This window comes from Clostridium sp. YIM B02569, from assembly GCF_022320765.1.
In the GTDB taxonomy this organism is placed as follows: domain Bacteria; phylum Bacillota; class Clostridia; order Clostridiales; family Clostridiaceae; genus Clostridium; species Clostridium beijerinckii.
Genome location: NZ_JAKJJX010000012.1, coordinates 57,219 through 70,223, shown reverse-complemented (window position 1 = coordinate 70,223; position 13,005 = coordinate 57,219). Strand labels below are relative to the sequence as shown.

General features: G+C 32.3%; 15 protein-coding genes. All 15 read right to left on the bottom strand.

Annotation, left to right across the window (positions count from 1 at the left end; translation table 11 throughout):
• Positions 1–15 precede the first annotated feature (15 nt).
• The 15 genes from eutJ to L3B96_RS12410 all read right to left on the bottom strand — a co-directional run bounded on the left by eutJ (position 16) and on the right by L3B96_RS12410 (position 12,989).
• On the bottom strand, positions 16–843 hold the full coding sequence (gene eutJ, locus L3B96_RS12480) for an ethanolamine utilization protein EutJ (RefSeq protein WP_238861219.1): 828 nt from the start codon (positions 841–843) through the stop codon (positions 16–18).
• A gap of 39 nt (positions 844–882) precedes the next feature.
• Positions 883–1,521 (bottom strand): phosphate propanoyltransferase, encoded by a 639-nt coding sequence (locus L3B96_RS12475; protein ID WP_012060204.1) that lies wholly within the window; start codon positions 1,519–1,521, stop codon positions 883–885.
• Positions 1,522–1,557: 36 nt separating this feature from the next.
• Positions 1,558–1,836 carry a propanediol utilization microcompartment protein PduA gene (gene pduA, locus L3B96_RS12470; RefSeq protein WP_012060205.1) on the bottom strand — a complete coding sequence of 93 codons (279 nt, stop codon included), beginning with the start codon at positions 1,834–1,836 and terminating at the stop codon, positions 1,558–1,560.
• A gap of 33 nt (positions 1,837–1,869) precedes the next feature.
• The gene (locus L3B96_RS12465) at positions 1,870–2,739 is read right to left on the bottom strand and encodes a hypothetical protein (RefSeq protein ID WP_012060206.1); all 870 of its coding nucleotides are present in this window, start codon (positions 2,737–2,739) and stop codon (positions 1,870–1,872) included.
• 20 nt (positions 2,740–2,759) lie between these two features.
• On the bottom strand, positions 2,760–3,959 hold the full coding sequence (gene metK / locus L3B96_RS12460; protein WP_238861217.1) for a methionine adenosyltransferase: 1,200 nt from the start codon (positions 3,957–3,959) through the stop codon (positions 2,760–2,762).
• Positions 3,960–3,988: 29 nt separating this feature from the next.
• Entirely contained in the window at positions 3,989–4,999 is a 1,011-nt protein-coding gene (locus tag L3B96_RS12455; RefSeq protein ID WP_041899167.1) for a response regulator, read from the bottom strand.
• Positions 5,000–5,001: 2 nt separating this feature from the next.
• Positions 5,002–6,315 (bottom strand): PocR ligand-binding domain-containing protein, encoded by a 1,314-nt coding sequence (locus L3B96_RS12450; protein ID WP_012060209.1) that lies wholly within the window; start codon positions 6,313–6,315, stop codon positions 5,002–5,004.
• A 68-nt stretch (positions 6,316–6,383) separates the two neighbouring features.
• Positions 6,384–7,490, bottom strand: a complete 1,107-nt coding sequence (locus L3B96_RS12445; protein WP_236892364.1) for a 1-propanol dehydrogenase PduQ — start codon at positions 7,488–7,490, stop codon at positions 6,384–6,386.
• 25 nt (positions 7,491–7,515) lie between these two features.
• The gene (locus L3B96_RS12440) at positions 7,516–8,865 is read right to left on the bottom strand and encodes an aldehyde dehydrogenase family protein (RefSeq protein WP_238861215.1); all 1,350 of its coding nucleotides are present in this window, start codon (positions 8,863–8,865) and stop codon (positions 7,516–7,518) included.
• A 36-nt stretch (positions 8,866–8,901) separates the two neighbouring features.
• Positions 8,902–9,153 (bottom strand): EutN/CcmL family microcompartment protein, encoded by a 252-nt coding sequence (locus L3B96_RS12435; protein ID WP_241682647.1) that lies wholly within the window; start codon positions 9,151–9,153, stop codon positions 8,902–8,904.
• Positions 9,154–9,204: 51 nt separating this feature from the next.
• Positions 9,205–9,828 carry a BMC domain-containing protein gene (locus L3B96_RS27245; RefSeq protein ID WP_275297169.1) on the bottom strand — a complete coding sequence of 208 codons (624 nt, stop codon included), beginning with the start codon at positions 9,826–9,828 and terminating at the stop codon, positions 9,205–9,207.
• 120 nt (positions 9,829–9,948) lie between these two features.
• Positions 9,949–10,722, bottom strand: coding sequence for a hypothetical protein (locus L3B96_RS12425; protein ID WP_238861213.1), 774 nt, complete (start codon positions 10,720–10,722; stop codon positions 9,949–9,951).
• Between the two features lie 80 nt (positions 10,723–10,802).
• Complete coding sequence (gene pduA, locus L3B96_RS12420) at positions 10,803–11,081, bottom strand: propanediol utilization microcompartment protein PduA (RefSeq protein ID WP_012060215.1); 279 nt, start codon at positions 11,079–11,081, stop codon at positions 10,803–10,805.
• Positions 11,082–11,241: 160 nt separating this feature from the next.
• A complete protein-coding gene (pduB, locus tag L3B96_RS12415) occupies positions 11,242–12,039 on the bottom strand; it encodes a propanediol utilization microcompartment protein PduB (RefSeq protein ID WP_012060216.1) in 798 nt (265 codons plus the stop codon).
• A 29-nt stretch (positions 12,040–12,068) separates the two neighbouring features.
• A complete protein-coding gene (locus L3B96_RS12410; RefSeq protein WP_017209046.1) occupies positions 12,069–12,989 on the bottom strand; it encodes a glycyl-radical enzyme activating protein in 921 nt (306 codons plus the stop codon).
• Positions 12,990–13,005 lie beyond the last annotated feature (16 nt).

Below are 13,005 nucleotides of genomic sequence, written 5' to 3'. Positions count from 1 at the left end.
TATATACACCTCTTTTTAAAAATTTTCATCTCTATTACAATTCATTGCAATGCCTAAAGGCGTTACTAATAAAGGTTCATTAAACTTTATAGTTTTAATACCTATTTCTTTTTCAAAAACATCATTAAATTCCTCAAAGGAAGAAGCTCCTCCAACAACATAAATTTCTGAAACATCATAACCATTTAAATATCGTTTTACTATTGACGCCATCTTTTGAACTACAGGTTTAATAATTGGAAATATATCTTTGTCTTTCTTAGGATCTTTCTTTAATTCTTCTGCTTCCTTAATTGATATTCCATAATATCCTGCAAGTACAAGTGTCATATGTGTACCCCCAGTTGCTTCATCAGCAGTAAAAATCACTTGTCCATCCTTCAATATACTAATCCCTGTTGTTCCACCTCCAACATCAACAACTGCACCGTCCTTAATGTTTATCACCCTAGCTGCCGCTGTTGGCTCATCCACAACATTTATAACTTCAAATCCTGCTGCTTCTACAACATTGGATATACACTTTACATTACCGGAAATAATTCCTGGTGGTACAGCAGTTGCTGCTGTTAGAAGCTCCCTACCAATTATTTCTTCAACCTCAGCTTTTAAACTTTTAACTATATTTATAGCACCTACAAAATCTACTACAATTCCATCTTTAATAACAGTAGAAGGGTAAGTAGCTCCTGCAATAGGATTATTATTAGAATCTACAACTGATACAACAATATTGGCCGTTCCTAGGTCTACTCCCGTTTTAAGCTCTCCTTCAAATGAATTACTTCTATTTTCAGCAATCAAATTGGAGAATTCTGTTAATATGTCACTATTTATTAACATTCTTATCTCTCCTATCATAATTAATTTTTAACTAACTGCTTACTTCCTATGCAGGATAACAAAGTCATCATTTTTTAAAGCACAAGCATTAGCTTCATCAACATCCACATGCATTTCAAGAGAAGACTTATCAGAAACCCTTATTAAAACATTGCCTAAGATACCATGTCTTTCGCCCATAGTTTCCACTTCAACAATTTCCTTATCTTTCACTCCCATTTTCTCAGCATATTCAGGTGTCATATGAATATGTCTTAAAGCAATGATTGTTCCGTTTGGAATTTTCACACTCCCTTTAGGTCCTATAATTTCAAGTCCTGGAGTATTTTCTAGTTGTCCTGATTCTTTAATTGGAGGTTTTACCCCCAACCTAAAACTATCTGTCATTGAAACTTCAACCTGACTTTCACTTCTTATAGGCCCTAAAATACGGACATTTTCAAATTCACCTTTAGGACCTCTAATAGTTACAGTTTCATTAGCTGCAAATTGTCCTGGTTGTTTCAAATCAATTTTTTTAGTTAAGCTATATCCTAGACCATATAGAATATCTAAATCCTTTTGACTTAGGTGCACATGCCTATTTGATACGCCAATAGGAATTTTATAATTCTCTAATGCTTTGATTTTATCTACAACTATTTTAGTAATTAACTTTACTACATCTTCGCTATGCATTTTATCAACTCACTCTCTAGATATCCTATAAAAACTCTATAAAGTTTTTGGTAATATCTTTTCTGTATCAATATGTGGTCTTGGAATAACATGTTGCGAAATCACTTCGCCAACATTTCTTGCAGCTGCAACTCCAGCATCTACAGCCGCTTTTACTGCTCCAACATCCCCGCGAACCATTACAGTTACAAGCCCTGATCCAATTTTTTCATATCCAACAAGCATAACATTCGCTGCCTTTGTCATTGCATCAGCTGCTTCTATTGCACTAACTAAGCCTTTTGTTTCAACCATTCCTAAAGCTTCATTATTCATAATAAATTCCTCCTTATTTTTTAACATATAAATCTAAATGAACATCGCATTAATAATAAACATTGAAATAAATATTACTGTAGCTGGTGGGTCTATATAAGTATCACAATAACTGTTAATAACTTTTCCTGCAATTAACCAAGCTATTGCACAGGCAATTCCTACGCAAACACCTATAAATATATTTCCTGTCATAACTGTAGCCGCTGCAGCTGGTAAAGTGATATGATGTGTTACCGGAACTCCAAAACCAGTCTGCAAGAAAATCAATGAAGTTGCACTAATTCCAAAGCAAACGATAGGATACATAGACATAACTTTAGGCGATACACCCGAATTAACCATTGATATAGCAATACCGCTTACAACAATTCCAACTGTTAATCCAAGCACAATATGATTAACTAATGTTTTTGTATCAGGAAGCCAATCTCTTTTGCCTGCCCCAGTATACTTACCAACCGGACCTGTCTTACCAAATACTAATCTCGAAATCATCAAAACGGTGAAAACAGAAATAGCAGGAAGGTCTGTTTTAAAGTTCAATACTGCACCATAAACATAGTGACATAAAAAACCTATAACTCCGAATAGGCCTCCAACGAGTATTACTGTATAATCATTAATTGAATATAATGGTGTTAATACATCGTTTGCATTGCTCAATGTTTTTCTTTTATTCCCAGCAAATGCTGCTGCCGCTACTCCTGCTGCAAATGCAATATGAGGACCTAAAAAAGAACCAAAAGTAATATTTCCAACCGTTGGTTCAGCAATACCTGCTAATCCTAAAATTCCTCCAACAACTGCTAAAATTCCCGTTAAAATAAAAGCAGGTATTGATCCAAGAAGTGCTCCTAAAGCTCCTCCACCAAATGCTGCTATTAATGCATAGATATTCATAACATCAAACTCCTTAAATACTATTTAAAATTTTCCAAAACACATTGCATTGCCTTCTTTCTTAAAAGTTCCATTTTATCAGTTTTTTCCCATTTAAAATTTTTATTTTCACGCCCAAAATGACCATAGGCAGCTGTATTAAAAAATTGTGGTTTCTTTAAATCAAGTTGCTCTAAGATATTAGCAACCGAAAAAGAAAAAGTCTCTTTAATTATTTTTCTTATATCTTTAATATCTATTTTCTCAGTTCCAAATGTATTAATAGTTATTGCTTCTGGTTCAGCTTCTCCAATTACATAGCTTAAGGATAATTCAACCTTGTCAGCCAGCTTTGCAGCAACTATATTTTTTGCCACATACCTTGCCATATATGCTGCTGATCTATCTACTTTTGTGGGGTCTTTTCCTGAAAAGGCTCCACCACCATGTCTTCCAATTCCACCATAAGTATCTACCATAATTTTTCGTCCCGTTAAACCAGTATCGCCTGCAGGACCACCTATAACAAATCTTCCGGTAGGATTAATATGTATCTTCGTATCATATTTAATCCACTTGCTATCAATAACATTACGAATAACCTCATATTCAATAACATTTTTCATATAATCATAGTCAATATCCGGATCATGTTGAATTGAAATTACTATGCTTGAAATGTTAATTGGATTCCCATTACTATCATATTTCATTGTAACCTGAGATTTACCATCAGGACGAATCCAAGGAATTCCTTCACTTTTTCTAAGTTTAGATAACCTCATTGTAAGCTTATTAGATAGATCACACGTTAATGGCATGTAATTATCAGTCTCATTAAAGGCATACCCGTACATAATTCCTTGATCACCAGCTCCTAATATTGCTTTAGTAATCTTCCTGTTTTCTTCTATTTTGTCAACACCTAAAGCAATATCTGGAGACTGTTTATTGATATTTGTAAACACTAGGCATGTCTTATAATCAAAACCATATTCTTCTTTCGTATAACCAATATTTTTTACAACCTCTCTTGCAACCTCAACAATATTTACCTTTGCATTTGAAGTAACCTCTCCTGCTATCATAATTGTATTCTTTGAGACCATTGTTTCTACTGCAACTCTTGAATTATTATCCTGTGCTAAATACGCATCTAAGATTCCATCCGATATCTGATCGCAAATTTTATCAGGATGTCCTTCTGTTACAGATTCTGATGTAACAAAATATTCGCTCATATTTTACCACCTACCTTGATTTTCTGATTCTACAACATTTTTTTATATTTATAAACCGTTGTATTTTCATACTTCTTAAACACTTTGCTAAAATAACTGCTCTCATTATATCCAAGTTTAAATGCAACATCCGTAATACTTAAATCAGTAAAACAAAAATAACTTTTCGCCATATTAATCTTTCTCATATGCAAATATTCCATAACACTTATGTTAAACTGCCTTTTAAAAATTCTACTTAAATAACCTTGGCTTACTGAACAATTATTAATTATCTCATTTAATCCAATCTCTTCTTCAATATTATTTTCAATATAACTAAACACATCATTTAATATTGAATACTTTTTTATGCTATTTTGTTGAAAAACATAATTCATAACCTTGAATAACCAAAATTCGAAAAATCTTTTCTCATTGCCTAAATCTTCTTCCATCGGAAATAGCTCATTAAGCTTTTTGGGCTTTTTGTTTAGCAGTTGGACAGAATTAATAAGATTTTCTCCTATTTGCATAAATTCTTCTCTTAGTAACTTTGTATCAGACTTTTTAGAAGAACACATCTCATCTATTATCTTAGGAATTTCATAATACATTTTTTTGTAATTTTTTTCTTTAATTATTAAAAGTAGACTGTCATACTTATTCCCTTCTATCTCACTTTTAACATTCTGATTCTCATCTTTATAATTGCTCAATAATTTTTCTATTTGAGAAAAGGATACAGGTTTTGATATATACTCTTTAACTTTAGTTTTTAAAGCTTCAATTGCAAAATCAAAACTGTTATAAGATGATACAATAAAAATAGTGGTACTTGGATTAATGGTGTATATCTTTTTACTAGATTCTATCCCTGATTCACCAGGCATCATGATATCCATAAAAACAATATCTATTTTATTATTTTTACATATCTCAACTGCCTGCTCACCGCTACCAACAGAATATAAGACCTCAAATCCTTCAACTTTAGATATCATAACCTTTAAAGATGCTCTCATTAGTGGTTCATCATCCGCAATTAATACTCCATACATATCTAGACATTCCTTTCTTCGAATTTTATTGGAAATCTTATAATACTCCTTGTACCTTCTCCTTCAGTATTTTCAATAAAAGTATCATACTTTTCACCAAATAATGTTATGAGCTTTTCTCTTGCATTGGAGATGCTTATCTGAATAGATTCTCCCTCATAACCACCTTTATATATCTTGAATTTCTTAGCTATTGCCTCATCACTAAATCCAGATCCATTGTCAGAAATACATATAACAACATCCTTACCTTCATAATAAGAAGTTACCGCTACTTTTCCACCGTTATTCTTTGTTGCAATTCCATAAAAAACAGCATATTCCACAAATGGCATAATAATATGGCTTGGGATTCTTTGATAATGCATTTTTTCATTCATGTTAATTGAATATTGAAGCAAATCTCCATACTTAACTTTCTGGATCTTCAAATATTTTTCAATATTTTCGAATTCATCTGATAAATTTGTATAGCTCTTTTGACTACCTAAACTCTGCTTTAAATAATCTGCAAACATTACAATCATCTCATTTGTCTTAGGTGAATCTTCAATAGCTGCTAAATTAGAAATCGAATTCAAAACATTGATTAAAAAATGTGGGTTTAATTGAGCTCTGAGATTTATAAGTTCATTTTTTTTCAATGCATTTTCTATTTCAAGTTCTTTTCTAGAATTATTTAATTCCTCAACTTCCTTTTTTAATGAGTTTTTTTGCATTAATCTATATGCTTCTTTCTCTCCCAATTGATTTATAATAAGAGAAATTAATTCCGCAACACTCATAAATTTTTCATAATCATATAATTGAACAGACTCAAACAAACTTAACATATGCTTATCTTCCCTATAATTTTGAGAATGTTTTATTACATTTTCAAGTTTACTTACTCCTGAAGGTGCATCTAAGCATCTCACTTGTCCGCCAATAAAGCCACCTAGGTAATGGCCTCTAACGATTATAGGTATTGCAATTTCAAGTAATCCACAAGGGCAAAAATATACACAATTCTTTTGTGTAACTGCTGCCTGAATTCCACCAAAAGCATCGGAAGACTTACAGACACATTCTGCTTTCTTATTTTTTCTAATCTCGCTACAAAATTCTGTGAAAGAAGTCATTTTGGTAATTGGTTCACCTTTATAATCAACAGTAACAAATGCAAGGCCTGTTGCTCTAGATATCTTTTCCTGGATATCTTCTAATGTTTCTTTGCCGAATAAATTGATTATATTAAATTTATTAATTAAATTCTCATCAATCTGCGTATTGCTGTCAACGATTTCACCTTTTGTTCTATCATGGAATTCATGCATTTAACCCACTCCTTCATACATCACAAGAATATATTTTTCTAAATATATTCTATCATACTAAGATTAGGTTAGTACACTAATTGAATCAGTCTTTCCATACCAAATTTTGTAATTTCTCTTCTATTTGCTTGTGTACATCCATCCTTTAGTGCATTTTCAGCTATAATTGATTTTACATTGTCAAATTCATTTTTATCTACACCACACTCTTTTAAGTTTTGAGGCATGTTCATAATCTTCGTCAGTGTTTTAATATATGTTTTTAAAACTTCAACTGCAAATTCATCACTTTGTGCTTTTTCCACCATACCAGTTTTATAAACTAATTTAGCGTATTTCTTTAAAATCTCATGATCTTCACAGTTATAATCTATTACAATATTCACCAAGATTGAATTGGCAAGTCCGTGTGGAATATGAAATCTACCTCCTAATTGATGAGCAATGCTATGATTTATACCAAGACCCGCTATATTAAAAGCCATACCTGCCAAATTAGATGCTTCATGCATTTTTTTCCTTGCTGCGATGTCATTACCTTGTTTATAGCACTGTACTAAAGATTCAATGACCAATTCAACAGCTTTTTCAGCTAATGCATCTGAATATACATTTGCATCTTTTGCAACATATGCTTCTATTGCGTGAGTTAAAACGTCTATTCCTGTATTTGCAGTAATGTCTGCTGGAACAGAAACTGTTAGATTGGCATCTAAGATCGCTTCATCTGGTAGCATCACATCATCAAAAATAATATGCTTTGTTTTTGTCTCAGTATCAGTAACTACTGTCGCTGACGTTACCTCAGATCCAGTTCCACTTGTAGTTGGAATTGCTATAAAATTAACTTTATCAATAAAGTTTTGCTGTTTTGCGAAATAAATAATTCCCTTTGCTGTATCTATAGCAGAGCCTCCACCATACGCAATAACTATGCTAGGATTATTTTTCTTAATAAGAGCAACACCTTTTCCAATTACATTTAGTGGCGGGTCTGGAATAACCTCATCAAAAACAGAAACATTATTACTGTCATTAATAAAACTCAATAGACCTTTTACGCTGCCGTTTTTCACAAGAAATTGATCACATACCACACAGATGTCTGTATTTTTAAATTTCTCTAGGCGCTTCAGAGAATTTTCTCCTGAATATATTTTTGTTTTAATATACACACTTTTCAAAACTTCCTCTCCTTTCCTACCTAATTGAAAAACCATTTGTTAGGGAACATCGCCTTCTTCTTGCAAAATGCCTTGCTGTAGTAGTGCCTTCTCCTGTGATTGTAGCAATTGTAAAGCTGGTATCACCTTCACCATTACATCCAATTCCTACGAGTGAAGCACCATTTTTAACAAATACTGCCGTCTGCATTACTTTTGCTGCTACATTTAATCTTTCAATTGATTGAGAATGAATTGTTGCTGTGTGCCTGAATCCTTGTTCTATTTCAAGTGCTGTATCCAAAGCTATTTCAAAATTCTTTACTCTTATTAATGGTACAAGTGGCATAAGCATTTCAACTGTTGCAAATGGATGCTGCTTTATAGTATTAACTACAATAAGCTTAATATCTCTTTCGCATACAATTCCTGCAGCCTTTAAAATCTCATTTGCACTTTTACCTTCAAGAGTCTTATTTAAGGTCATGTCGCTTGTTAATGTAGCTACTGTGAGTTTAAGCATTTCCTCATCATTATCTACGTAATATACCTTATTTCTAACAAGCTCTTCTACTAATAAATCAGCAATACTTGAAACAGCCACTATGCTTTTTTCTGAAATGCACATTATATTATTATCAAAAGAAGCTCCCCTTACAATATCTCTTGCAGCCTTTTTAATGTCACCAGTTTCATCAACAATAGTCGTAGGATTACCAGGTCCAGCTCCAATAACTTTTTTGCCAGATGCCATTGCTTGCCGCAATACATTATTACCACCTGTCGTAACCACCATTGAAATATCTGGATGAGTCATAATTTCATTAGTACAAGTAATTGAATTTTCATTTAAGGTTACAACTAAATTATCTATTCCACATCTTTCTCTTATTGCAACACTGATTATCTCCGTAACATATTTTGACACTTTTATTGCTCTTGGATGTGGGCAATGAACAACTCCATTTCCTGCTGCCAGCATCCCTATTGTATTACTAATTAATGTGGCACATGGATTAGTACATGGATGTATAGCGCAGATAACACCATAAGATGATAGTTCATATAATGTCATCCCATTATCTCCTGTTCTCACTTCAGTAATTAAGTCTTCTATTCCTGGTGTTTTTTTAATCGCTAGAATAAGTTTCTCAATTTTGTCATGCACATTCCCCATTCCAGTCTCTTCAACTGTCATATAAGCTATTTCCTCAACCCTAGATAAAAGCTTTTCCTTAATAGAATCAATAATCTCTTGTCTTTCATTCAAAGTAAATTTGCTATATTGATTATATGCACCTACCGCTGCTAAAACTGCATCGTTCACTGAAGAAAAAACACCACTTTTTAATTCTTCGTTATTAAAAAATTTATAATTTATATCCATGTTAACCTCCTCTCTTGATTATGGAATAAATGCATTTTAGACATCAATTGTATCTATGATTCCAATAATAGCCATATCAATAGCAACCTTTTGTTTCTCTACACGTACAGCTGACCCTTTACAAAGTAATACATAATCCCCTATACCTGCTCCGACATAATCTGCTGCAACTTCTTCGTTGCCAATAAAATTCTCTTTTACATCTATTCTCTTTACAATCATTAACTTATATCCAACTAATGAATCATCTTTTCTTGTAGCTACAACATTACCAACAACTTTTGCCATATACATACTAATCACAGTCCTTTCCTTTAACAGCTTAAAAAGTGATATTTATTATTTTCCTTTTTTTCTACTGCTAGTTTTTCTAGTTCTCTTTTCTTCTGACTGAGATTGAGAAATTTCTATATCAGATTGCTTAAGTTGAATGCCATCTTCTTCAGATTGATTGATGTCTTCATTATTTTCAACTACTGTCTCTTCACTTTGAGAAGTATTTCCTTCCTGTTTATCTTCCAGCTTTTCAACTTTCTCAGTTAAAGCCTCTTCTAATACAACTACGTGATTTTCTAAATCTTCTTTGTTTTCAACAGTATTATTTTCCTCAATAATATTATTTTCTTCACTTACATTACTTTCTTCAGTTATATTATTCTCTGTGATAGAAGAAGTATCTTCTTCCTTTTTAGGCTGACAAAAAGCGCTTTCTATATTATTAGAAGGTCTTGGAATTACTTTAGATGAAACAAATGCGTTGTTTTCAATAGCAACTTGTCTTCCTGCTGTAACTGCAGCTGTTACCGCTCCAACATCTCCTGAAACTTTTATCGTCATGTACCCGGATCCCTTAGTATTTTCAAGGTCAATTATATTAACATTAGCCGTTTTCGCCATAGCATCTGCAGCTAAAATAGCAGTTGATAAACCTATTGTTTCAACTAAACCTAATGCTTCTTTCATCTTGTCACCTCACTTTAATCTTTATTAATGTGTGCATCTTTTTACAATTTTCATAAAATACGAGTAATCTCGCATTCTATGAAAATCTTTATTATACTAAACGATACCTTTGAATATACTCTAACTTCTTCTAATAATTTGAATGTTTAAATTTTTTGCCTTATCCTTAGCTAACTCAGTTATTATATCTCCTGAATATAAGAATAATTTTTTATCATTCTTATATCTCTCTATTTCCTGAACAGTAATTATTCTTTTGCCATCTTTATTATTTAAAACCTCATTATATTCTGTACTTTCATAGACCACGGAACTATTTTCAATAAATTTATTTTCATATTCTTCAATTTGAAAAATATCCTTTGTTATTTCAATATTAAATTCCAACAAAGTCTTGTAATAATTTAATATCTTATTAATATAACTAGGTGGCTCTTTGCCAGTAAATTTTTCAAGTCCTGAACTGAGTAAAATAATTCTTTGTCCCTTTTCCATACTTTTAAAAATCCATCTACTTTCAAAAATATCATCAATACATAATGCTGTTTTAACTACGATTTCTCTAGGAACTACTGGAAATACCGTGAGATATTCTGATGATTCATCAAAGTCAGCATTCTTTCTACTTATTACGGATTTACATACACTAAATTTTTTCAAATTACTTAGGTGAAAAGCATTATATATTCCATCTGGTAATACTGCATAAACTTCATATTCGTTTCGCTTATCTAATTCTTCAAATAGAGATGAATACTTGTTATTCCACTCTTCAGTAAATATCACATACAGTTTCTTTCGGGGAATAAACAAATTCTGTATAGAGCTTTCGGCTTGAAGCAATTGTATGGCTTTAATCACTAATTCTCTTAGTCTTTTCTCATCTATTTCCACGTTATCCCTCCTAAGCTCTAAAAGCAATTACTGTAATATTTTCTTTTTGCATAACTATCTCATTATAATTTAAAATCTTGTTATACGAATTTAGGAAGAATCTTTTCAGTGTCCATATGAGGACGTGGAATAACATGAATAGAAACAACTTCTCCAACTAATCTAGCAGATGCAGCCCCTGCATCAGTTGCTGCTTTTACAGCGCCAACGTCACCACGAACCATAACTGTTACTAGACCTGAGCCTATCTTTTCATATCCTATTAAATTAACATTTGCCGCTTTAACCATAGCATCTGCTGCTTCTATTGCAGCAACTAACCCTTTAGTTTCAACCATTCCTAATGCATCTGAATTCATATTAAATACCTCCTTAAATTTTAGGTAAACTTTTGTTTTTTTATATTTAACTTTATATAGAAAATATTGAATTTAATATATTATATTGATAAGGAAACTCGACTCGTATTCACTCGCTGAGTAAGTGATTCACACCAAATCACAGATTTGGGTTCTCTACTTAAATATAAGGTGTTGTTGTTGATTTAGGTTCATCGCCTAACGCACCTAGTAATTTTTTACCTACTTCAATTGATGCTCTTACAGCTTGTCTTACAGCTCCCGAATCACCACTGAAAGTTAATATAACCTCATTTGAGAAACTTGTTCCGTTTCCTGGTGAACAGTAACCCACAACATCAACATTAGCAGCTTTTACAGCAACATCAGCTAAAACTGTTCCAATTGCAGCTGGTCCTGCACAAACCATTCCAAAAGCTCTGCCTAGTGGTGTTCCAAAAGCTTTTTCTAAACAATAACTTGCTCTAGCTGTGTATTGAAATTCTAAATGTCCTGCATCATTTGCATACACATCTCCAAAATATTTATCTAGACTTGAAAGTGCAATTTCAACTGCACGTCTAGCATCTGAAACATCATCAGCTCCTATATAAATTAAACTTCCATGACCTGCTCCGCCTTTAGTATCTCTAGGTAATTCAACAGAAATAACTTCTGTATTTGTAGCTTTAACAGCATCATCAACAGCCATAATTTGAGGTCCAGCTCCGGTTCTTCCACCTATGATACCGATTGAACGGTACTTTCCTAATTTCATAGTTTCTGTAAGTAGTGGATCTACACTTGCAATTACTAGTCCAATAGTATCGCCTATTGCAGTACCTACAAATTCAGTAACACCTATTCCTCCACTAGTATTTTTGCTTATATTTTGAGAATCATTATTTTGATTTTTAACAGATATTCCAAGTTCGCTAGAAACCTGTTTCATTACCTTTTCAATCAATTGTTGATCCATTTTGACTCCTCCATTCTAAAATTATATCTTTAACCACCAATAATACATTTAATCCCCTGATCCTCAATAATCTTTTTTAAGACTTCAATCTCATCTTCTTTTAATGACCGTGAGTCTTTCATAAGATAATCTCTTCCAAGGAGTTCATATTTATTTTCACCATAAGTATGGTATGGTAACAAATGAATCGTATCAATGTTATTCAACGTTTTAGTAAACCTACATAATTCCAAAATATCTTGCATTGAAGAATTAAAGTCTGGTATTAATGGTACTCTAATTACCATTTTTGATATTTCAGAAATTCTCTTTGCATTATTTAGAATTATTTCGTTAGAAACTCCTGTGTATTTTCTGTGTAATTCAAGATTTGTACTCTTAATATCCATAAGCACTAAATCTATATAAGGAAATACTTCTTCAATAGTTTCTGAATTTGCATAACCTGTAGTTTCAATAGCTGTATGCCAACCTTGTGCTTTACATGCCTTAAAAAGTTCTTTTGAAAAATCTGACTGCACTAGTGGTTCTCCTCCTGATAAAGTGATTCCACCACCAGATCGTCTATAATTTATAGCATCTTTTTTGAGTTCTTTTATAACTTGTTCAATCGTCATTTTTTTACCTTTTAAGACTAAAGAGCTTGTTGGACAAACATTGCTACATTCACCACATGCTGTGCAAATTTCTCTATTTATAAAACCTTTATTATTAACACTAATTGCACCTATTTTGCAGGCTGAAATACATCTTCCACAATGAATACAATTCGCAGATTGATACATTATGACAGGTTTAATTTTCTGTGATTCAGGATTGCTACACCATAAGCATGATAAAGGACATCCTTTTAAAAAAACTATTGTACGAATTCCTGGGCCATCATGTATAGAGAATCTCTGTATATCAAATACTGTTCCTTCCATACTATAATTAATTGTATCCATCATGCACATCTCCCCTAAC